Origin of the sequence: Anaerolinea thermolimosa (assembly GCF_001050195.2) — a bacterium.
GTDB classification, from domain to species: Bacteria; Chloroflexota; Anaerolineae; order Anaerolineales; family Anaerolineaceae; genus Anaerolinea; species Anaerolinea thermolimosa.
Genome location: NZ_DF967965.1, coordinates 2,279,692 through 2,301,308, shown reverse-complemented (window position 1 = coordinate 2,301,308; position 21,617 = coordinate 2,279,692). Strand labels below are relative to the sequence as shown.

At 50.7% G+C, this 21,617-nt stretch carries 16 protein-coding genes; 11 read left to right on the top strand and 5 right to left on the bottom strand.

Translation table 11 applies throughout. The features are described from left to right. The first annotated feature begins 15 nt into the window (after window positions 1–15). The 4 genes from ATHL_RS10445 to ATHL_RS10430 all read left to right on the top strand — a co-directional run bounded on the left by ATHL_RS10445 (window position 16) and on the right by ATHL_RS10430 (window position 5,705). Window positions 16–1,662, top strand: coding sequence for an ABC1 kinase family protein (locus ATHL_RS10445; RefSeq protein ID WP_062193247.1), 1,647 nt, complete (start codon window positions 16–18; stop codon window positions 1,660–1,662). An 89-nt stretch (window positions 1,663–1,751) separates the two neighbouring features. Then, on the top strand, window positions 1,752–3,422 hold the full coding sequence (locus ATHL_RS10440; protein WP_062193235.1) for a hypothetical protein: 1,671 nt from the start codon (window positions 1,752–1,754) through the stop codon (window positions 3,420–3,422). Then, entirely contained in the window at window positions 3,419–4,693 is a 1,275-nt protein-coding gene (locus ATHL_RS10435; RefSeq protein WP_062193232.1) for a hypothetical protein, read from the top strand. Before ATHL_RS10440 ends, ATHL_RS10435 begins: the two co-directional genes overlap by 4 nt. 22 nt (window positions 4,694–4,715) lie before the next feature. Then, the gene (locus ATHL_RS10430) at window positions 4,716–5,705 is read left to right on the top strand and encodes a hypothetical protein (RefSeq protein WP_062193230.1); all 990 of its coding nucleotides are present in this window, start codon (window positions 4,716–4,718) and stop codon (window positions 5,703–5,705) included. Here ATHL_RS10430 and ATHL_RS10425 read toward each other — a convergent pair. The 3 genes from ATHL_RS10425 to ATHL_RS10415 are packed head-to-tail and all read right to left on the bottom strand — an operon-like array spanning window position 5,702 to window position 10,333. Next, window positions 5,702–8,323 (bottom strand): AAA family ATPase, encoded by a 2,622-nt coding sequence (locus ATHL_RS10425; protein WP_062193227.1) that lies wholly within the window; start codon window positions 8,321–8,323, stop codon window positions 5,702–5,704. The two genes, ATHL_RS10430 and ATHL_RS10425, sit on opposite strands and share 4 nt — an antisense overlap. A 10-nt stretch (window positions 8,324–8,333) precedes the next feature. Next, window positions 8,334–9,692, bottom strand: coding sequence for a hypothetical protein (locus ATHL_RS10420; protein WP_162787669.1), 1,359 nt, complete (start codon window positions 9,690–9,692; stop codon window positions 8,334–8,336). 2 nt (window positions 9,693–9,694) lie between these two features. Continuing rightward, the gene (locus ATHL_RS10415) at window positions 9,695–10,333 is read right to left on the bottom strand and encodes a 4Fe-4S single cluster domain-containing protein (RefSeq protein ID WP_062193222.1); all 639 of its coding nucleotides are present in this window, start codon (window positions 10,331–10,333) and stop codon (window positions 9,695–9,697) included. 80 nt (window positions 10,334–10,413) lie between these two features. Here ATHL_RS10415 and ATHL_RS10410 point away from each other — a divergent pair, with 80 nt between their 5' ends. The 6 genes from ATHL_RS10410 to ATHL_RS10385 all read left to right on the top strand — a co-directional run bounded on the left by ATHL_RS10410 (window position 10,414) and on the right by ATHL_RS10385 (window position 16,432). Then, a complete protein-coding gene (locus ATHL_RS10410) occupies window positions 10,414–11,100 on the top strand; it encodes a response regulator transcription factor (protein WP_062193220.1) in 687 nt (228 codons plus the stop codon). A 4-nt stretch (window positions 11,101–11,104) separates the two neighbouring features. After that, complete coding sequence (locus tag ATHL_RS10405; protein WP_062193217.1) at window positions 11,105–12,535, top strand: HAMP domain-containing sensor histidine kinase; 1,431 nt, start codon at window positions 11,105–11,107, stop codon at window positions 12,533–12,535. 193 nt (window positions 12,536–12,728) lie between these two features. After that, complete coding sequence (locus ATHL_RS10400) at window positions 12,729–12,938, top strand: hypothetical protein (RefSeq protein WP_062193215.1); 210 nt, start codon at window positions 12,729–12,731, stop codon at window positions 12,936–12,938. A 14-nt stretch (window positions 12,939–12,952) separates the two neighbouring features. Next, window positions 12,953–14,596, top strand: coding sequence for a trypsin-like peptidase domain-containing protein (locus ATHL_RS10395; RefSeq protein ID WP_062193213.1), 1,644 nt, complete (start codon window positions 12,953–12,955; stop codon window positions 14,594–14,596). A gap of 269 nt (window positions 14,597–14,865) precedes the next feature. After that, on the top strand, window positions 14,866–15,903 hold the full coding sequence (recA, locus tag ATHL_RS10390; RefSeq protein WP_062193304.1) for a recombinase RecA: 1,038 nt from the start codon (window positions 14,866–14,868) through the stop codon (window positions 15,901–15,903). Further along, the gene (locus ATHL_RS10385; RefSeq protein ID WP_162787668.1) at window positions 15,884–16,432 is read left to right on the top strand and encodes an NBR1-Ig-like domain-containing protein; all 549 of its coding nucleotides are present in this window, start codon (window positions 15,884–15,886) and stop codon (window positions 16,430–16,432) included. The genes recA and ATHL_RS10385 overlap by 20 nt, the downstream gene beginning before the upstream one ends. Before the next feature lie 13 nt (window positions 16,433–16,445). Here the strand turns inward: ATHL_RS10385 and ATHL_RS10380 are convergent, their stop codons facing one another. Together ATHL_RS10380 and ATHL_RS10375 are read right to left on the bottom strand one after the other, a co-directional pair. Continuing rightward, a complete protein-coding gene (locus ATHL_RS10380; protein WP_062193206.1) occupies window positions 16,446–18,164 on the bottom strand; it encodes an adenylate/guanylate cyclase domain-containing protein in 1,719 nt (572 codons plus the stop codon). Between the two features lie 10 nt (window positions 18,165–18,174). Beyond that, window positions 18,175–20,496 (bottom strand): transglutaminase TgpA family protein, encoded by a 2,322-nt coding sequence (locus tag ATHL_RS10375; RefSeq protein ID WP_062193204.1) that lies wholly within the window; start codon window positions 20,494–20,496, stop codon window positions 18,175–18,177. 116 nt (window positions 20,497–20,612) lie between these two features. On the opposite strand from ATHL_RS10375, the gene ATHL_RS10370 reads away from it, so the two are divergent. Beyond that, window positions 20,613–21,593: a phosphatase PAP2 family protein gene (locus ATHL_RS10370; RefSeq protein ID WP_062193202.1), complete on the top strand. Its 981-nt coding sequence runs from the start codon at window positions 20,613–20,615 to the stop codon at window positions 21,591–21,593. Window positions 21,594–21,617 lie beyond the last annotated feature (24 nt).

Below are 21,617 nucleotides of genomic sequence, written 5' to 3'. Positions count from 1 at the left end.
ATTTATAATAACTTTATGCTTCGTTCGCGCTATCTTCGGATCTTATGGTTTTTTGGAAGAGTGCTGCTTCAGGTGCTCCTCTGGGATATTTTTCTGCCGGCCATGGGGTTGCGTTGGATGGCCGTTCGTAACCGTACCCGGCGGTTAAGGAGCATTGCGGCTTCGTTTCGGGCGATGGCTATTCAGATGGGAGGAGTCATGATTAAAGTGGGGCAATTCCTCTCTGCCCGTCTGGATGTGCTACCCCGCGAAATAACCGATGAACTGGTCAACTTACAGGATGAAGTGCGCCCCGAACGCTTTGAGGATATTCGCCGGGTGATCGAAGAAGAATTTGGGGAGGCGTTGGAGAGCCGTTTTGAATGGTTCAATCCTGAACCACTGGCAGCAGCCTCCATCGGCCAGGTACATCATGCTCGATTGAGGGCAGAGGAGGGTGTTCCCTGTACCGGGGTGGTGGTGAAAGTGCAGCGCCCGGGCATTGATCAGATTGTTGCCGTAGACCTTGCTGCTCTACGGGTGGTGGGCCGCTGGATTCAATGGTACGAACCTGTGCGCAAGCGAGCGCATGTTCCGGCTCTGTTGGAAGAGTTCAGCCACTCGCTTTACGAAGAAATGGATTACCTGCTTGAGGGAAAACACGCCGAGACATTTGCTGAGAACTTTGCCGGAGATGCGGGAGTATGTGTCCCACGGGTGATCTGGTCACACACTACACGGCGCGTTCTCACGCTGGAGGATGTGCGCGCAATTAAAATCACCGATTACGCGGCCATTGAAACCGCTGGCCTGAACCGTAAAGAAGTGGCCGAGCGCTTGTTTGCCACTTACCTCAAGCAAATTTTTGAGGATCGCTTTTTCCATGCCGACCCCCATCCGGGGAATTTGTTCGTCTCACCGCCATCTCAGGAGACTGGAGAACCCTGGAAATTAATTTTTGTGGATTTCGGAATGGTGGGCCATTTAACCGAGACCACGCTTTCTGGTTTACGGGAGGCCTTGATTGCTATTGGCACTCAGGATGCCGGCAGGCTGGTACGTGCCTATCAACAGCTTCATATTTTGCTTCCGGGTGCTGACCTGGAATTGATTGAAAAAGCCAGCGCTGAGGCGTTCTCACGGTTTTGGGGACGCACTGCCCCGGAACTGACAGGAATGGCCCGGGAAGAAATTCTGGATTTTGCCAGAGAATTCAGGGATGTGCTGTATGAGATGCCCTTCCAGGTGCCGGAGAATTTTATCCTTCTGGGTCGATGTGTGAGTATTCTTTCGGGCATTTGCAGTGGACTGGACCCGGATTTCAACATCTGGGAGCAGATCACCCCCTATACCCAAAAACTGGTAGAAAATGATCGCGGAAACGGGTTAAGGTTTTTGACAACTGAGGTGACCGATACACTTCGGATTTTGATCGGTTTGCCGCGCCGCAGTGATGCATTGTTGAACCGAATAGAACAGGGAAAGTTGACGGTGCAGACCCCTGAACTGAAAGAGGATATTCGGCGAGTAGAAAAATCTATTCGGCGGTTATCGTGGGGAATTTTGTTTGCCGCGTTTTTTCTCGGGGGAATCCAGCTTTATTTGAACGGCGACGTGAACCTGGCGCTGGCAAGTGGTGGCGGGGCATTCCTTTCCCTGTTGATTTTTGTGTTCTCGAAGTAAATTTTTTGGAACTGGCACGACTTGACATTCCTTTTAAAAAAAGGATATACTGATTCATGTTCATCGAACATTTTTCCTGATTCCAGCCTATGTACATCGAAGAGGCATCTAACAAGCGCAGGCGTTTGATCATCAGCGGAACGATCATCGTTCTTGCTCTGCTCTTTATCGTTTTATTCTGGCGCGAACTTTCAGATTTTTTTGCGATTTTTCTGGGATCTCCCGGCGGACTTACAGAAGCCAGGCTGGAATCCACAGGAAAGCTGGGGTATCAGCTTCTGGAATTCCTGGTGTTTTTTGGCTTCTGGGTAATCCTTATCTCACAACAGGCACTTTTACCGGTGTCAACTGCGCGTGAACGACTGCGGGCAGCATTTCAGTTTCTCGTGTTCATTCTTGGACAGCACGGGCAGGCGGTTTTTGTTAAAGATGGCCGCGTGCTTTCAACGAAGGAAGATAATCGGGACGGCCCGGGGGTAGCCGTGGTGGACTTCAATTCGGCTATCGTCCTCGAAGAGCGGCTGCCGCCCCCGGGTATTGGTTCTGGGTTTGACAGCCTCATGCATCGGTTGATGTGGTCGCTTGGTCTGGCCGACCGGGCGGAATCACCCCGGGTGATGGGGCCGGGAATTGTGTTTTTACGTCCGCGGGAGCGCATTAAAACGGCCGTCGATTTACGCAGGCAATTCAGGGTGATAAAAGACGTTACCGGCTATACCCGTAACGGGATTGAAGTTTCTGCAAATGTCTGGTCGATCTTTACCATTGGGCAGGAACCGGATGTGGTGCAGGTCTCTTATGATGGTGAGCATCGTCCTGAAAATTTGAGGGTGCTACTGTTTGAGAAGTTACCCGATGGGCATTTGCGGCTTATCTCGATGAGTGACGAATTGGATCGTCTGGATCGTCAGGAAATTCACCATTTCTTTCACGTTCTTGAATATACCCATGCTGTGAAACCGTACACGCCGTTGCCTGAGCCTTCGGCATTACCGGTGTTCAATCGAGAGCGTGTATTTGCCGCTGCGTATGCAGAAGCCAGGGGAGAAGATGAAAATCCCAGGCCATGGACGGAGCTCCCAACCCGTCTCGCGGCAAGTATCTTCCGGGAGATCATCTCTCAGGTAAGTTATGATGATCTCTACCAGCCCGGGAGTATCCTTCCGCTCCCTTTAAACCGGTATAAAGCACGCCTGCGACAGACGATGCGAAACAATGGGCTGCTTTCTTTTCGACTGGTCTTTCTGGCCTCGGGTGAGCCATTTAGCGTCCGCAGGGTTTATCGGGAGGCTGACCTCATTGTTTCTGAGGTGCGCCCGCTGATGAACTCTAAAATTTTACGTGACCGTGGGATTAAGGTGATCGCCAGCGGGTTTGGGGATATTACCCCGGTCTCTGAGGCTGTTTACCGCCACCGGCTGGAAAGCTGGCGTGCCCCCTGGCAGCGTGATGCCGAAATCATCAGTGCGGCCCGGGAATTAGAGGCCTCTCGGATACGTGCTCGCGCGCGGGCACTGGCTCAACAAGACCTGGTAGCGCATTTGAAGCAAATTTATCAAACCACCAGCCATCAAGAGGTGCTGGCGGTGCGATTAATGCAGGCCTTCGATCGTGTCGCTTCTGATCCGCAAACAAGGCAGCTTTTACCGGGCAATACGCTGGACTTAATGAAACATGCGCATCAGTTGCTTTCCATGGGGGAGATTAATCCGCCGCCACCCCCTCAGCCACCTGATTTACCCCAGGGAGGTGGAGCTTGAGTCATTTGCGTGCTACCCAGACAGATATCGCCTCACGGCAGCAAGTTTATGGCTGGCTCAGGATTTTAGGGGCAGGCTTTTTAGCTCTGTCCATGGTATTTTGGGGAACATTTCGGTTTGAAAGCTGGGATCTGTATCTTGCGTCAGAAAGCCTGATGAAGGACCCGCTGGGGACGATCCTGGCGGTGTTGTTCAGCCCGGCAAGTATGCGGTATTATCTTGCACCTCTGGCGGCCACGGTGGGGGTGTTTTTATGGGCAGGGGCTTACATCCGGGATATTTATGCCCTCCCTCAGTTGCGTTTAGGATTGAAATATATCCTTTCTTCGATGACCGGATTGAATTATCCGACCCTGCTGATCGATGGTGGGGCGAAGAAGATTCCCAAGGGAGAAATCAACCTTCTGGATGTAATTGGTGGGCCGGGATATGTTCACATCCACCCGGGAAATGCCGTTTTATTTCGAAAACTGCGTCAACCTTCTAATATCACCCTGCGGGAAACCTATTTTTTGGCTCCCTTTGAAACCATCGGGCAGATCGCCAGCCTGGAAGAGCAACAGGGCAGCCGGGATGACGTCAAGGCCCTTACCCGTGACGGCATTCGAGTAACGGTACGAGATATTCATTATCGGTACCGGCTTTTTCCTGAACTGGAAGGAGGAAAGCCCAAACGTCGAACCCTCCAGAATCCATATCCATTCGATGAGAAAGCCCTCTGGAACATGGCTTATAATCTGGCGGTCGATGAAAAAGGGCTGGAAGCTTGGAAGACAGCCGTTTCTCGCGCCATTGTGGGGGGAATCACCGACTATATCAACGCTCATGATATCGATGCCCTTACGGCTCCCCGCGAGGCGGGCCAGGATCCGCGGCGTGAGTTGAGATACAGTTTGTTTCATGGGCCTACCCGTACCGCGCTCCGTAACCTGGGGGCCGAGTTAATTTATGTGGATGTGGGGCATTTTGCCATTGATTCAGACCTTGTGGATGAGCAGCGCACGGCAACCTGGGCGGCTGACTGGTTGGGGAATGCTCAGGTGGTCAAGGCTTATGGTGAGGCCAAACGGCTGGTGTATCAGGAATTAGGCCGGGCAGAGGCACAGGCCGAGTTAATCATGGCAATTGCCAATGCCCTTGAAAATGCGGACATGAACGGGGTCAATGCGGTAGAGAGTGTGCGAACCGTGTTGTTGAGCCACACTTCACAGCTTCTTGAGACCCTGGCTGAATCCAGCAAGAAGGAATTGGGCAAAGGGGTTGAAAAATAGGAATGCATCAGGGAAGGGAAGGATGATTACCATCGGCGAAGCATTCAGCTGGTTAAATGTAGATGACCGCAGTCACTTGAGCAATGTTAACCTCTTGTCGCTTTATCAGTTACAGGATGTGCATGTTCCAGAGAGTCATAAAGAAGCACTGGTAAGGCAGTTGCGTGCAAACAGCCATTCCAGCAGAGATGTGCTGGAAGGGCTAGAGGTACTGGTGACCATTGCCCGTTATGAGTATGAAAAGGGAGATTATGCCGCCGCTCGCCAGGATTTGGTGGAAGCAGTACGGCGATATCGGCCCATTAGCCACCGTGCGGCGGTGGCAAAATGGATGCTTGGAATTGTTGAATGGAAGTTGATGAATAACAATCAGGCTTACGCCAACTGGTTCCATGCCAGGGAGATTTTTCAAAGGTGTGCGGTTGAAAAGGGAAGGGTCTCGGCCTCGGATATGGTGCGGTGGTATTACAAACAGATTGATAAGATGCGCCTGGATATGGCCTGTACCGCAGAAGAGGCTTATTACTGGCTGAATCTTTTTGAACCAAGCCGTTTGAGTGACCCGGCGAAACAATTTGCCAAACAGATTACCGAGGAAATAGTCCAGAAAAAGTATGCACAGGCGTATGAAATTGGTAATTTACTGGCAGGAATCAGCACCAATCGATTGGATCCAGCAGAGACTGCGGAAGTCTGGGTAGTCATTGGGCTGGCGGCTCACCAAATGGGAAATCCTCGCTGGGCAGTGGAATACTGGTCAAGGGGGGCGGCAGCATTCACCCCCTGGAGCCATCCATGGGCGGTGGTGCGGTGGATGATAGGGGTGGCGTTGTGGTCCGTACCGGGTGAAAAAGATCGGGCAATCCGCAGCTGGGTGGATGCAACGGAAACCTTCCAGGATTTACGAACCCAATCCGACCGTGCAGGAGATGCAAATCGCCGGGACTGGTATGAAAACACGGCAAGGATCATGAAGGCGGCTCTCGAGCAGATGATGCGGGAGAAAGCCTAAGGGGAGTTGGGCTTTTTGGGTAGAACCCAGGATTGCATCGGAACAGTGTTGCGAGTATTTCTGGGGATAGCCTGTACCACAACGGTCATCTCACTTCCGTAAAGATCTTCCGGAAGAAAGGAAAGATCCTGGTTTGATAAGATTAATCCATCATTTGAGTGGTCGGTTGCCATGACCCTTTCAGCGAGGTTGTCCTTCATTTGTTCGTATAACGCAATAACCTGACGTGCATTACCGAATGTTGAGGGATTCATGGACTGTGTGGTAACCAGATGGTCAACCGCTATTTCTAGAACTTCCTCGGACAATCTTAATTGATCTTGATGAGCCAGATGTTGTAGAAGTTTTTTCATACTTTCTCGGTCAAAGTCGGGAAAAAGAATAGGGGTGGTGAAGCGTGAGCTTAATCCCGGGTTGGTACGAAGGAAGTGCGCCATCTCTTCGGGATATCCTGCGAGAATAATTAAAATTTGCCCCTTATAGTCTTCCATGACCTTTACAAGTGTGTCAACCACCTCCTGTCCAAAGGATGCATTTTCATGCCCTGCCATGCGGGTTAGTGAATAAGCTTCATCAATAAATAAAACCCCATCCAGAGCACGATGTACTTGATCCATCACCTTTGCCGGGGTTTGGCCGACATAACCAGCTACCAGGTCTGGTAAGGATACCTCCACTAGGTGACCCTTTCTCAATAAACCGAGAGCCTGGTAAATTTTGCCGATCATTCTCGCAACCGTGGTTTTTCCAGTGCCAGGATTGCCAGTGAAAACCATATGCTTGAGTAATTGTTTAGTTCCTTTATGAGGTACCTGGCTTTCGCGATAACGTTCAAAGAGCACCCGGGCAACCTGTTTGCGTAACCATCGCTTTACTGGTTCAAGCCCAATAAGGGAATCGAGTTCCCCTAAAATTCCGGATAATTCCGGGGTGATTGGTTGGATATAGGATCGGTATTCTTCACTTATGTCATCGGGGTGGAGAATAAAGGGTGGGTGCAGGTTGTTTTTACTGTATCGTGAAAAACATAATCTTTCCAGGCTATCGGAAAAATTCCGCATTTCACCGGCGTTCCCAAAATTACCCCCTTTAAGCGAACTCATTTCCTGGATAATGGAAGACAGGATAGGGATCATATCAGGTTCAACGCGAATCCCTTTCGTTTCCAGCATTTTTAAAAGAATGTTTAACAGCTGATCGGTTGAAAAATCTGGAAAAATAAACCGATTTTCACTGGGAAAACGTCTGGATAATCCCGGATTAGAGCGGAGGAGGTGCTCGATAGGATCTTTATATCCGGCGAGGATGACGACCATATTTTCACGATCGTTTTCCATGCGTGTGAGGAGGGTTTCCAGGGCTTCAGCTCCAAAACCACCACGTTCTTTTTCAGCGAGGGCGTAAGCTTCATCGATAAAAAGAACACCATACAAGGCCTGTTCAATAACCTGATTTGTTTTGATTGCAGTGCCCCCGACATAATCGGCTACCAGATCGGCGGCTTTCACTTCAACGAGGTGCCCCTTTTTCAGGATGCCAAAATCCTGAAATATTTCACCAATTAACCTTGCCACGGTGGTTTTCCCAGTTCCTGGATTACCCATAAATATCATGTGGAAAGTGGGCTTTCCCTCAATCGAATAGCGCTCATGGATTTCAACCCAATCAAGCCATTCTTTTATTCTTGTTTTAATGGGTTCAAGCCCCACAAGACCCATGAGAGAATTCCATGCGGAGTGATCTACAGATCGGGTAGAGGAAAGCCAACCATGTTTTCTCAATTCATCCATTTCAAGAATTTGAATGGAATTTAGGCGGTGTACCCAGGTTTTTAAAGGTTGATTCTCTGCATAAAGAATCCGGGCTATACGTTTACTGCTATTTGGGGATAAATGTTGTTGCAAAAAATGACTTCTCTTTTGCAGGAGGATTCCCAATTCATCTATACCGGGATATTTAATTTCGCAAATGGGAGAACCTGTTTTGTTGTTTTGTGGATCAAGAATGATGGATCGAATTTCAGGGACAGGAAACACTCGAGCTGATTCACGGAGTAATTCCAGGGATGATGATGAAAATAAAAAGATTACGCGATGAGGATTACTGGTTGGGCATTTATACAAATTAGAAATTACGCTAACCAGTGTACGTTGATCGGTGAAATGACGTGAATAACTTTCAAATTGTTTAAAAATGACACAGGTCCTGTAAGTGCTTTCATCAAGAAGAATTTGCTCAATCCACCTCAGGGCATGAGTGTCACCCAATGCAAATCCCTTTATCTCCACTCGGGGCAACACCGGCGTTATGAGTTGCGATCCAAAAGGCCCGGGCTCAAGGGTGGACCGAATGGAGGATTCTCTCCTTTCAGGGTCAAGAGCCCATAGAAACTCGGAAGATAACTGGCGAGATTCTTCATCATAAAATTCAATTGGATTTTCCAGTGAAGAGAAAAGTATTCTTTGGTATCCCTGTTGTTTTAAAACTTTCCCCATTGCCTGGTAAATGGAAAGTTCATTTCCCTGGGGTGAGAGAAAGGAGTCTTCTATTCCATTTCCAAAGCAAACCAGAAAACGGTTCGTGGATAATTGGTTGAGGGCAGTTCGAATTCTTTCCATAGGACACCCTTTACCGGCTCACAGACTGTCTGACTCGGATAGGTTTGGCGAACTCTTCTTCTGTTGGTTCCGTCCTTAATTGAACAGCCTCGATTTTCCCAAGGTCGAAGCCAGATTGGCTGACACTGTGGATTAATTCCATCATTCGCTGTTTCATTTCCGCTTCGGAGATATGAGAACCCGGGTTATTCTCCAATGACATTGAGAATGACAGGTTTTCTAAAGGGTCGATCTTTATTCTGATTTCACTTCCATCTATTCCGATGGCTCTGGCGATATACGCTTTACGATAATCCTTCTCTTCATATTCTCCTGCGACAGGTCTATACCCCTGAGTTAATGCGGATTCAAGAATCAAATGCGCCAAACTATAACGAATCTGTGCATTTAACGCTGTTCTTCTGGCTTCATGAACAATTTCCACCAGAAGACTACTCCATTCTGGAGTTCGTTTTTCGAGGATTTCAGCCAGGTTGTTTTCTGAAAGTGAGTAAGGATGATGTTGAATTTCGGTGTAGACGTTTTGAACTTCATTCAATAATTCGGAAAGTTTCCCACTGCTCCAAAAGTCCACGTCAATCGTAGTCTCAAGGAAATTTCCTTCCTGATCAATTGCTTGAACATATCGATTGGAATTTATTCTTTCAATTAGCAGGTTAAAGGATTGTTCCACAGTCAGAGTTAATGTCTGCAGAAGGTTGATCTTCTTTTCCGCCTGCACTCGCTGTCTGGATAATTGATAAAAGGTTGACTGGCACAGAGCAATACAGGATTCAAACAGGCCCTTTTGAAAGTTCTCAATGGCTTGCTGTAGCATGGAAGTCTCGATGGTAAGGTCAACAATTTCGGGTGGGTATTCCCGGTCGATAAAATGAATCAAATCCTGGGTGTTGTTGATCCAATCCAGAGCCAATTGTTGAGTAGAATGTTTAAAATCTTCTATTTTTTGAAGGGCTTTCTGATGTTTGAGAAATTCATGCTTGAATCTGGCATGTTCGCTTTCGATCCTTTGTGAAAATTCCTGCTGGTATTGTTCAATTTTTTTATGGGTCTCTAGAAACCAGCCTTCGGATTCGTTTATGAAATGGGAAAAAACATCGGCCTGTGTATCCAGCAACTGTTGTGCGGTAGTTAATTCGACTTCCTGGATACGCTCATCCATTAATTTTAAGAATTGCTCGTATTTTTTCTGTCGTGATACAAGCTCATCATAAACCCGGGTTATCTGTGACTCCTGCTCTAGTCGAGATTGACTGGCGATGTCATCAGGGATGGCTAGCAGGTCAAAGTAATTCCGCTGTTCAGCTTCGTATAACCGGCGATATTCTTCCTGACTGATCGTAACAGTAGCACGTTTATGCCCGGACATATTCATCCAATCCTTTCCTGGCGCATGGAACCATGCTGTAATAGATCAATATTCGGCCATTGAAGCGGTGGTATTCCTACAATAAGGGTTTCACTTCCGGTAAATTGATATTCAATTTGCCTTGGAAAGGTTTCTAATATCTGGTTTTTTAGGCGATTCGTTAAATATAAAATCCGTTGATTGGATGAACCTCGTAACCCGACCCCATCATTTTTAGCCTGAACGTATGGACCGTCAATTAATACATCGGTCAGACTTAGAAGTTGAGGAATTCCCGTCTGTTCATCTTTTTGGAGTAAAACTTCATACTGGAAACCTGTAAATAGAATTACATCCAGATCGCGCTTCGACTTACAATGAATTAGAAATTCATAAAGGAGAGCAGCCTGTAGCATGGGTTCACCGCCAGAGAGGGTAACCCCTGAAATTCGTGGATTTTCGGTAACCTTGTTTGCCAGATCTTCGGGTTTAATTAATATGGCTTTTTTTTGTGGAATCCAATCGGGGGCAATGCAGCCCGGGCAATGAAAAATACAACCCTGAACCCAGACTGCAGCTCTGGCTCCAGGCCCAAGGGCGTAAGTTTCGGAATAAAAAGCCGCAATATTAAGAAATCCTGGGTTAGAATTGAAATAGGCCATAGAAAAAATACTCTCTATGGAGATTATAGTACACTTGTTCTATTTATGCAAGATCATGTTCTATAGAATTCAGCCAGTTTATGTCCAAACGTATTCTCATCATTGATGATGACGTGCTGTTACGTCGAAGCCTGGGATTTAATCTCGAAAAAGCTGGATTCGATGTTTTCACTGCAGCTACAGCCGAGGATGGCCTCTTAATTGCACAACAGCAACCACCTGACCTGATTCTTCTGGATATCAATATGCCAGGGATGGACGGACTGGATGCATTGAAGCACTTTCGAGAACAAACGAAAGCTCCAGTAATTTTTGTGACGGCCAGAAGGCGAGAACTTGACGAAATTCTTGGATTGGAACTTGGAGCTGACGACTACGTCACCAAACCTTTTGATTTTGATGTGCTTCTCGCCCGAATTAAGGCAACCTTACGCAGAGCAAATCCTCCCTCTGTTGATACTTCTCCTGCTTCAACTCTTGAAATTGGCGATATCCGGATTGATCCGGGGGCACATACTGTTTCCATAAGCGGTAAGGAAATTGATCTCTCACCAAAGGAATTTGATCTCCTTTATGCGCTGGCTCTCAATGCCGGGAAAGTGGTTTCAGCCGACGAATTGATTGCCAGAGTATGGGGTGCAGAATTCGAAGGTGAGCCACAGGCCCTCTATGTGCATATTCGCTGGCTGAGAGAAAAGCTTGAGGAAGATCCCAACCGGCCCAGGCACATTCTGACCGTGAGGGGAGTCGGCTATAAACTGGTGTAAAAAAATGAAAATCAACACCTTGCGCACACGGCTTGTTCTAAGCCATTTGATACCACTTCTGGTAATCGTCCCATTAATTGGAATTGGCCTCATTTACGCCCTCGAAACCCAGGTTCTTTTACCGGGGTTTTTGCGTGCCTACCAGGGAAGCGCTGCACTGGTCGCTGAAATTACCCAGGATCAATACCAGATCTGGACAGACCCGATTTATGCCCAGACTATCCTTGCAAGAGTCAGCCCCAGGCTTCCGGCCCGGGTGATGTTTATATCTGCCAGCGGACGGTTAATGGCCTCCAGCGATCCCAATGACCTGGAAAACCTGACCAAATTCATTGTCAACCCTGCGCTGGATGTTGCTCAGGAAGGAAAGGTTTACTGGAGGATTTTCTATAATCGGCAATTACAGGGAGAAGCGCTGGATATCTGGGAACCGGTTCTTGATAACCGCTTTGGCCAGGTAATTGGTATTGTCCGGATCACGTATAGTTTTACCAGCCTGATCGAGCAATTTGTACAGCTTCGCCTATTAATTGTGGCCGTCCTTCTGGTGGGACTGGTCATGGGTGGGGCGCTGGGCCTTTCTCTGGCGGTGAGCATTGCCAGACCTCTTCAAAAGGTCACTGAGGTGGTCAATAAACTGGTTCAGGGCGATCGTTCGATGGCTTTGCAGAAATCGAGGATTGTTGAATTACGGAGCCTGGAAGAAGCCGTGAACGCCCTGGTTGATCGTCTTCGGAGCATGGAAGAAGCCCGCCGGCATTTACTTGCGAATCTGGTTCATGAACTTGGGCGTCCACTGGGAGCGCTCAGATCAGCCGTTCAGGCCATGTTGAAAGGAGCCGCGCAGGACCCCTCATTAGCGAACGAATTGCTTCGCGGGATGGATGATGAGCTGGTGCGCCTGCAACGCCTGCTGGCAGATTTAACTCAGTTATACGATCAGGTTATGGGAAGTTTGGAACTGGCGCTGCAGCCCCTTTCTCTTCAGGAATGGTTGCCCGAAATGCTTGCACCCTGGCAGGCTGTGGCAAGGGAAAAAAATATCCAGTTTCGCGTTGCTTTAGCAACCGATCTTCCGGAGGTGAAGGCCGATCCCATCAGGCTGGGACAGGCGGTGGGCAACCTGCTCAGTAATGCACTCAAGTTCACACCGGTTGGTAAGGCCGTGGAGGTTTCAGCGGGATTTGACCGTAACGAAGCGTGGATTCGAGTTAAGGATGAAGGGCCTGGAATCGCTGAAGAGGAGCGGGAGAAAATCTTTACCCCCTTTTATCGCGGGCATCATGGAAAAAGGTTTGCCGAGGGAATGGGACTGGGGCTGAGCATTGCCAGAGATCTGATCTCGGCTCACGGGGGAAGGTTGATCCTGGAAGAGAGTGATGCAAACGGGAGTCAGTTTGCCCTTTTTTTGCCAGTGGCATCTGACAAGAAGTAACCTTCTAACAGGTTGAGCGATAGGCCGACTCCCTTCACAGTGAAGTGAAGGGAGTTTTTTCTTTTTTGATTTGAACCCTCATAAGGGCATTTCTCATGGAGCTTATTCTTAAGGTTTTCATAAGGTTGCCTTTCGGTTTTCTTAAAGACTTCCTGGCAAATCTCTTTTATGATGCAAATCGATGAGGAAAACGATGTCCCGATCTTCTCTGGAAAGATGGTGGGCCGCAATCCGATCGCGGCCGGGGCTCTCTCTGAAGCCCCAGCGATTCAAGCGAATCTGGGCTGAGGTTGGAGAAGACTGGATTTATCTTTTCCTGCTTTTCCTGGCCAGCCTCGGGTTGATTATCTTCCTGTGGGTGGCACTGGGAAGAGCCTCGGTTAATAGATTCTTTCTGGTTTGAAGGAGGTTGCTTGTATGAAAAACCGTAAAATGGTATTTATCACTTCGTTTCTGGTAATTTTGGCGCTGGCAGTATTACCGGCCTGCAGTACTCTTCCTCTGCTTTCTTCAGGAAGCCTGACGGGAACATCACCGAGTGTGTCATCGACCCAGGAGCCGGTGCCCACCAGTAGCCCTACCCAGCCGGCAATCCCGCAATCGGCAATATCTACCAGCGGGCAGGCAGTCCTGTCGGCCTATGAGGGGGTGCTTTCCGAGATTTTTAACCGGGTTAATCCATCGGTGGTGTATATCCGGGTAGTCAGTCAGGTGTCTTCCTCTACGTTGCCGGGTTTTCCCTTTGGTTCTCCCCAGGACAATACCCCTCAATATCAGGAAGGAGTGGGGTCGGGGTTTGTCTGGGATAAAGAAGGTCACATTGTCACCAACAACCATGTGGTAGACGGGGCAGACAAAATCGAGGTAACCTTTAGTGACGGTACGATAGTGAATGCTACTCTCGTTGGGGCTGATCCGGATAGTGATCTGGCTGTCCTTAAGGTAGATGTACCGGCTGACCAGTTACAGCCGGTGCAAATGGGCGACTCAACTCAGGTAAAGGTAGGACAATTAGCCATCGCGATTGGTAACCCCTTTGGTTTGCAGAACACCATGACCGTGGGCATCATCAGTGCTCTGGGCAGAACTCTCCCTGCCGGCAGTGCCAGTGCTAGCGGTGGCACTTACTCTATCCCGAATATTATTCAGACAGATGCCCCCATCAACCCGGGAAATTCCGGCGGGGTACTGGTGAATGATCGTGGAGAGGTGATCGGAGTGACCTCGGCCATTGAATCTCCGGTTCGGGCAAATGCGGGTATCGGGTTTGTGATCCCCTCTCAGGTCGTGAGCAAGGTTGTTCCGGTATTGATTAAAGACGGGAAATATGAGCATTCCTGGCTGGGAATCAGCGGGGTGAGCCTTACCCCAACCCTCGCCAAAGCCTCGAACCTTGACGAGAATCAACGCGGCGTTCTTATCGGTGAGGTTACGCCGGGAAGCCCGGCAGAAAAGGCGGGCCTTAAGGGGAGCGATCAAACGGTAGAGGTGGACGGGCAACAGTTGCCGAAGGGTGGAGACGTAATCACTGCTATTGATGGGCAACCTGTCCGGAAGATCGAAGACCTGATCTCGTACCTGGCGACAGACACCGTTGTTGGACAGAAAGTAACCCTGACCATTTTGCGGGATGGTAAGGAACAAACCCTGGAGGTTGTTCTGGCCGCACGCCCGAGTCAGGAGACCCGGCAATCACAGTCTTCTTCGCAGGCTAGTGAGGCTTATCTGGGGGTCTCAGTAATCGAACTGGATGCCTCGATTGCCCGCAGTGTGGGCTTAAAATCCACCACGCGTGGTTTACTGGTTCAGCGAGTTGATCCAAATGGTCCGGCAGGTGAGGCTGGTATCCTTGGAGGAAGCCGCCCTGCGCTGGTAAATGGACAGATCATTCTTGTGGGTGGGGATGTTCTCCAGAAAATGGATGATGTGACGTTGAATACCATTACGGACCTCCAGAATGCCCTGAGCCAGCATAACCCGGGTGACGAGGTGACTATTACCGTGTTACGAAACGGGAAACAGATTGAGCTACCAGTCACGCTGGGATCTCGATCTCAATAAAAGCATTCTTCATCTCCCCCTGTGCTCCCCCTTCCTGACGTTCAGGAAGGGGGTTTTCTATTCGTTCTGGAAGATGGGTGAAAGACGCGGGAATTTCTCTACCCCGGGAAGTTCCTTGACCTGTTGAACAAATGTACTATAATAGAAACAGGAATAAATCGAACTGTGAAGAAGTTTGCTTTCGTATATAATGATGGAAAGATCAACAGGAGACCTGCATGGCCCGAAAATCTCAACCTCCTTCTCAACCTTTACCGAGCCAGGACCCGATGGATGAAGCCCGCCGGGCAGTTCTGGATAAAGCCCTCAGCGATATAACCAAGCGTTATGGCGAAGGGGCCATTATGCGAATGGGTGAGGCCGTTCATATGCAAGTGGCCTCGATTCCCACCGGTTCACTTTCGCTGGATATAGCTCTGGGAATTGGTGGCGTACCCCGTGGCCGCATCACGGAGATTTACGGGCCTGAGTCGTCCGGGAAGACAACGATCTGTCAGCATATTGTGGCTGAAGCCCAGCGTCTGGGTGGCATGGCGGCTTATATTGACATGGAACATGCCCTCGATCCGGCCTATGCAGCACGGTGTGGTGTGAATGTGGATGATTTGCTGATCTCTCAACCTGATACTGGCGAACAAGCACTGGAAATTGCCGAAACGCTGGTTCGTTCTGGCGCCATTGATGTGGTGGTGATCGACTCGGTGGCAGCACTGGTGCCGCGGGCTGAAATTGAAGGGGATATGGGAGATGCCAGTATGGGCATGCAGGCCCGCCTGATGTCTCAGGCATTGCGGAAACTTTCCGGGGCAATCAATCAGACCAAAACGGCGGTGATCTTCACCAACCAGTTACGTCAAAAAATAGGGGTTATGTTTGGAAACCCTGAGACGACCCCGGGCGGTATGGCGCTCAAGTTTTATGCCTCAGTTCGGCTGGACACGCGGCGAATTCAATCCATTAAAGTGGGGCCAGAGATTATCGGAAACCGGGTACGGGTGCGGGTGGTGAAGAATAAAGTCGCGGCTCCGTTCCGTACCGCTGAATTCGATATTATGTACAATGAAGGAATTTCCAAGGAGGGAGATATCATTGATCTGGCGACCGGTCTGGAGATTGTCACTAAACGAGGTGCATTTTTCTCCTATGGTGACATTCGCCTGGGTCAGGGTCGCGAAAATGCCAAAGAATTCCTGCGCCAGAACCGGGATATCTGCAATGAGATTGAACTGGCAGTACGTCAACGCGCGTTGAGTGGTGAACTGCCATTACCCATTGCTGGTGATGGTGATGACGCCGAAGAAATTTAATGCGAGGCTAAAACTTCCACGGGTATGGTGGGGGGTTGCCTTCCTGCTCCTTGTTCTGGCAGGATGTCGGCCTGTGTTGCGCCCGCCCCCGGTGACTGCCACACCGCAAACTTATCGCCCGGCTCCTCCTGTTGCTGCAACTGCTACTCCGGCGGTAGAAGCGGCTGCTCTTTCTCAGGCGTTGTCTACTCCGGTATGTATAGACAACCTCACTTTTCTGGCTGATGCCACCATTCCCGATGGATCGGAGGTGGAGCCAAACTCTACCATGGATAAGCGCTGGGAAGTGAAAAACAGTGGGAATTGTAACTGGGACGAACGTTACCGCCTCCGGTTGATTGCCGGGCCAGCGATGGGGGCGGCTCAGGAGCAGGCGCTTTACCCGGCACGCAGTGGCGCTCAGGTGACGATACGCATCGTCTTTCAGGCTCCGGCAGAGGCGGGTTCATACCGCTCGGCCTGGCAGGCCTATAACCCTGACGGTCAACCCTTTGGCGATCCTATCTTTATTGATATCAGGGTGAAATAAAGAGAAGAAATCGTTAACGCAGGCCAGCTACTTCAACCACAACCACCGGCTCACGCTTCCCATACGCCCGCAGGGGGAAGACCTGACCGGCCTTAACGCGGTGAGCAACCCGCTCGTAGGCCGCCTTGCTGATAAGAATTTGCCCTCCGATGGCATTCTCTTGAATTCGACGTGCGGTGTTGACACTATCGCCGATGGCTGTGTAGTCCAATCGTTTTTCCGTTCCAATTAACCCGAGCACGGCTTCACCGACGTGAATACCCACTCCAAAGGAGAGATATTCTCCGTGAGATGATTCAGCATTGAGCTGTTGCACCGAGTCGCGAATGGACAGAGCGGCTCGCACTGCACGCAAGGTATGATCCACTTGAGGGAGGGGAGCATTAAACCAGGCCATTACGGCGTCACCCAGGAATTTGTCAATCGTCCCACCTTCCTGAAGGATGGCATCGGCTGCGGCAGAAAGGTAACGATTGAGAACACTCACCAGTTCTTCGGGCTGTACCAGTTCGCTATAACTGGTAAATCCGCGGAGGTCAGCGAACAGGATGGTGATTTCACGCCGCTCTCCCCCGGTGTGCATGGCATGTAATTCGATCTGGTCAATGACAGCCGGGGCAACCATGCGGGAGAAGAGACTCTGGCGCGCCTCGAGCCGGCGTTGTTCGGTCAGGTCTTCCATGACAATGACCAGCCCATGGGCATGCCCGTTCTCATCCTGAATGGGAGAGAGGCTTGCGCGCAAATGCTGTTTCAACAGGCTGGATCTCTCACGGGTAAACTCAAAACCGACCACGGTATACCCGCCGACAGTAACACTCGCCGCGGTATCCTGCAATTCCGGGAGGACGTCGCTCAGAGGGAGATTCACCAGGTGGTCAGCGGGAATGCCCAAAATCTGGGTTGCGGCCCGGTTACACAGACGAATTCGCCCGTCTGGGGTGGTTGAAATGACGCCACTCGGGATGGAAGAAAAAACATTATCCATCAACTTTTTTAACTCGGTGACCTCTTCGAGGGTGGAGCGGATCGAGTTGTATAGATGAGCATTGGCGATGGCTACGCCCGCCTGATTGGAGAACCCGATGAGCAGTTCCAGATGACGGCGGGTAAAAATGCCAGCCCGCACCCGATTATCGACATAGATGACCCCCGTCAACTCCTGTTTAACGTGCAGAGGGACGCAGAGGATGGAGCGCAAATTATGCAGGACAACACTTTCCTGTCCGGCAAAGCGCGGGTCTTCCTGGGCATCGGTGGTCATGACGGGTTGCCCACTGTTGAGCACCCGGCGAATGACTGTCTGACTGATGTTGAGTTCGCCTGGTTCTAGCGACTCGTGAGACCAGTTCCGGGCAACGCGGACATCCATTTCACCGGTTTCGTTGTTCTTCAGCATGAGGAATCCCCGCTCGGCGCCGGTGATTTGAATGATGGTGTCCATGACCACCTGGAGCACGCGGTCAAGGTCCAGAGATGAGTTGACCACTGAGCCGATCTGTGCCAGGGAGCGCAGATTACGCCACTCGGCTTCTAACGCAGAGATCTGTTTCCGCAGTGAAGGCAGGCTTGCAGCGGTACCTTCGACCGCCTGGTAAACATGGTCCGGGATGAAGGCAGGCCGATAGGTTTTCAGATAATTCTCGACCTCATGAAACAGTTCGATCAGAGAATTGAGCTGCTGGTCAACGGATACCAGGGTAGAGGTGGTGAGGTTGGTAAGGGATGCCACAGAATATCTCTCAATTAGCGTGGAGTAAGTGCTGGAACCAGAGCTGGAATCCTTTCTGGCGAAGTTCGATTGCAGCCCGGCGCGCCCGGATTAAATCGGCTTTATGTGGGCTGTACATGGCCAGCTGATATTCTCTAAGCAAGGCCTGTGCGTAGGGAGCGATCTCGGGGACGATTTCTGAAAGTCGTTTCACCTGTTCGGCGGGAGTCTGATCGAGCGCAGGCTCTTCTCCCCAGGCACGCAGTAATTCAGGGACACGGGCAAATAATCGTTCCATGGGTGTGCGCCGGGCGCGGATAGACCAGCGGATGAGCCAGCGTGGGGGGCGTAATCCGCGCTGGGACATGGTTTTTTCAAACCAGGTTGGGATGGGCAGGTCTCTGAGGCTGTATTTTTTCCAGCGGTAAAAAGCAAACCCGAGTAAACCCAGGGAAATGATACCTGCGGTGATGGAAAGTACAGTAGTGGTTGTGCGTTGCCGGGCCTGAGCTTCGGCGATGGCCTGAATCTCTTCCAGGTTAGCTATCGAACCCGGACTGGGAGGAATGAACGGGGTAGGGATTTCTAAACCAGGGCCCGAAGAAGCGCTGGTAGTACTGGTGTTGGGGTAAGTCAGAGAGGGCTGGGCGGCAGTAGGTTCAAAAGGTACCCAGCCAATCCCCGGGAAATAAACCTCAGGCCAGGCATGGAAATCTTTTCCCTGGACACGATATTCTCCCGCGTCTGAATCCCACGTTCCCTGGGCGTATCCCACAACCATACGGGCAGGGATGCCCAGAGACCGCAGCATGAGCACTTCGGCAGTGGCGTAATAATTGCAGAATCCCTGACGTACATCAAATAAAAGCCATTCCATGGTGTCGGTGTTGGGAGGAATTTCTGGCATGGTGGGCTGGTAGCGGATATTTAAACGCAGCCAATCGGTAATGGCCACTGTGCGGTCGTAGGGAGTTTCTTTCCCCTGGGTAATTTCGGCGGCCAGGTTTGTCACCCGGGGAGAGAAATCGGAGGGGAGCTGGGTGTAGCGTTTGATGACCCAGTCGGGATAAGGTTGATCGGCTGAGGCACGGAGCATTTCGATAGTTGGAGTGCTGATAGCCGCCTGAACCCGGTAACTTTCTCCGGCGGGCAGGGGGGGATCACTGATCAGGGCGGTAATATCGGGCTCACCCGGTGGGGAGGGGAAGGCTTCTAAACTGACCGGGCGGGTGACCGAAAGCGGTATCGAAGGAAAGTACAGGGTTCCCAGAAGGGAGATGCGATTGCTCACTTCTACGGTTACTTCACGCCGTCCCTGCCAGTTGTAGGGTATGGGTTCACTGTTGGGACCGAAAAGGAGCGACCGCGTGCCGGTAGAAGTCCATTGAGCATCATGATAGGTATCATAGATGCGGCCGGCCCAGTAAAACCGCCCTCCGATAAGGCGCCCCCCTTCAGGCTTGACGGTGAAAACGATCGAATCGCTCAGGTTGGTTCCTCTCCCGAGGGCGAGTGATTCAGAGAGCGACTCGACTACTACCGGAGCCTGGCTTCTCAATGAGGATACAGCATTGGATACCCTCTCTCGAAATGCCTGGAACTGGGCGGCGAGGCGGCGTTGTTCGGCGGTGCCCGGTGTGACAGCGCGGACGATGCGGGGAGAATACCAGGCGAGTAAAACCAACGCCAGGGCGGTTACGGCGGCTCCCCGACTGATATCAAATCCCACTTCACTTTCAATCATTTGCCCGTGTCGGCTCCAGTCGGAACGCGAGCGTAAATAAAAAATGCGGCCGACAAGAATGATGCTGAAAAGGAGAAAGATCAGGCTCAGCGCTGTACCACCGTCAGGCGCGGAGAACATTTCAAAGGAGTAATCCACGATCAACACCACAATGCCGGCGGCAATCAGCCCACCCCAGGGGCGGGCATGACGGGTAAGCTGATAGCCCGCAGTAAAGGCGGCCAGCCAGTAAAGTAAACAGAAAAACGTCAGCACCAGGATCGAATCTTTCACAGGCTGATTGGAGGCAAGCTGTCCGATGGCGATGGAAAGCCTTCCCACCAGGCTCTGAAGCCGTTCCAACCATAATTCCGATTTAATCAGGGTCAGAAGAGACCAGGGGACAATACAAAGAGTGTAGATCAATCCAAAGAAAAAACTCAGGCCGGCTTTGAAGCGGCTTTGCCCCAGTGCGAGGCCCAGAGCAACCCCGATCCAGATCATCCACTGGGTGAGCCCGAGGTGTTCAGTCCAGTTCGTAGTTTGTAAACGGAGGGAAGAAGAAGATAATGCGATGATTAAAAAGATCACCGCGGGCAGGTCCCACCAGCGCGTTGGTTTGGTGCTCATGTTTTGAGTGTACAATAAAAACGCATGAGTCGTCAACGAGTGCAGGCCCGAAAAGCCTGTTGGCTGGCATGAATAGCAGCCAAACCGCTCAACCCATTGAAGGAGGATTACTCTTTATGATGGATGCTCTTCATTCGCTTGAAGTAGTGATTAATCTCTGGCTGCAATCTCTGGGGACATGGCTGGTAGTCCTGGCCCGTGGGCTGACGTTTCTGGGTTCGGAGGATTTTTTCTTTTTAATCATGCCAGCGCTTTACTGGTGCCTGGATGCAGGTCTTGGAGTGCGGGTGGCCCTGATTTTGACCCTCTCGAATGGATTGAACGCCATGCTTAAGCTGGTGTTCCATGCGCCGCGTCCCTACTGGGTTGATCCACAGGTGCGCGCATTTGCCAGTGAACCCTCTTTTGGAATACCCTCAGGCCATGCTCAGAATGCTGTTGCTGTTTGGGGCTGGCTGAGTGGAGTGGCAAATAAGAAGAGTATCTACATTCTATCCATTATCCTCATCGGGCTAATCGGTTTCTCCAGGCTGGTGCTGGGAGTGCACTACTTCTCAGATGTGCTGGTCGGGTGGCTGGTAGGGGGAGTATTGCTTTGGGTGTTTCAAAAGGTAGACCCTCTGGTGAGCACCTGGATTTCCAGATTGAGCTTTTGGAGGCTGATGGGGGTTTGCGTAGCCGGAACAGTTTTCTTAATGGGATTAATTTTGGGTGTTAATGAGGGACTGAAGGACTGGCAGGTGCCTCTCTCCTGGGCGGGTCAGGCGGTGCAGGCAGGGGCAGAAATACCCGCCCCACGTTCTCTGGACGGTATTTTTACCCTGGGCGGCACTTTTCTGGGCTTCACCTGTGGCGCAGGCTGGGTATTCCGGCGAATGGGTGGCTTTCGCCCGCATCGTAGCTGGGAGCGGCGGGTGCTCGGGTATCTCCTGGGGTTAGTGGGGGTGGTTATTTTCTGGTACGGGCTTGGGCTGGTGTTTCCCAGGGGTGCTGATGGATTGAGTTATGGATTGCGTTTTCTTCGATATACTCTGGTAGGGGGATGGGTTTCTGCCGGAACCCCCTGGCTCTTGAGTCGTCTTCGTCTGGTACAATAAAAGTAGTTTCGGCGCAGGAAATAA

Bases quoted from the DNA above. Each gene is read 5' to 3' on its own strand.
- ATHL_RS10420 (WP_162787669.1), bottom strand. From the start codon at position 9,692: ATGTCCGGGCATAAACGTGCTACTGTTACGATCAGTCAGGAAGAATAT.
- ATHL_RS10410 (WP_062193220.1), top strand. From the start codon at position 10,414: ATGTCCAAACGTATTCTCATCATTGATGATGACGTGCTGTTACGTCGA.
- ATHL_RS10430 (WP_062193230.1), top strand. From the start codon at position 4,716: ATGATTACCATCGGCGAAGCATTCAGCTGGTTAAATGTAGATGACCGC.
- ATHL_RS10405 (WP_062193217.1), top strand. From the start codon at position 11,105: ATGAAAATCAACACCTTGCGCACACGGCTTGTTCTAAGCCATTTGATA.
- recA (WP_062193304.1), top strand. From the start codon at position 14,866: ATGGATGAAGCCCGCCGGGCAGTTCTGGATAAAGCCCTCAGCGATATA.
- ATHL_RS10385 (WP_162787668.1), top strand. From the start codon at position 15,884: ATGACGCCGAAGAAATTTAATGCGAGGCTAAAACTTCCACGGGTATGG.
- ATHL_RS10440 (WP_062193235.1), top strand. From the start codon at position 1,752: ATGTACATCGAAGAGGCATCTAACAAGCGCAGGCGTTTGATCATCAGC.
- ATHL_RS10400 (WP_062193215.1), top strand. From the start codon at position 12,729: ATGTCCCGATCTTCTCTGGAAAGATGGTGGGCCGCAATCCGATCGCGG.
- ATHL_RS10415 (WP_062193222.1), bottom strand. From the start codon at position 10,333: ATGGCCTATTTCAATTCTAACCCAGGATTTCTTAATATTGCGGCTTTT.
- ATHL_RS10370 (WP_062193202.1), top strand. From the start codon at position 20,613: ATGATGGATGCTCTTCATTCGCTTGAAGTAGTGATTAATCTCTGGCTG.
- ATHL_RS10395 (WP_062193213.1), top strand. From the start codon at position 12,953: ATGAAAAACCGTAAAATGGTATTTATCACTTCGTTTCTGGTAATTTTG.
- ATHL_RS10375 (WP_062193204.1), bottom strand. From the start codon at position 20,496: ATGAGCACCAAACCAACGCGCTGGTGGGACCTGCCCGCGGTGATCTTT.
- ATHL_RS10445 (WP_062193247.1), top strand. From the start codon at position 16: ATGCTTCGTTCGCGCTATCTTCGGATCTTATGGTTTTTTGGAAGAGTG.
- ATHL_RS10425 (WP_062193227.1), bottom strand. From the start codon at position 8,323: ATGGAAAGAATTCGAACTGCCCTCAACCAATTATCCACGAACCGTTTT.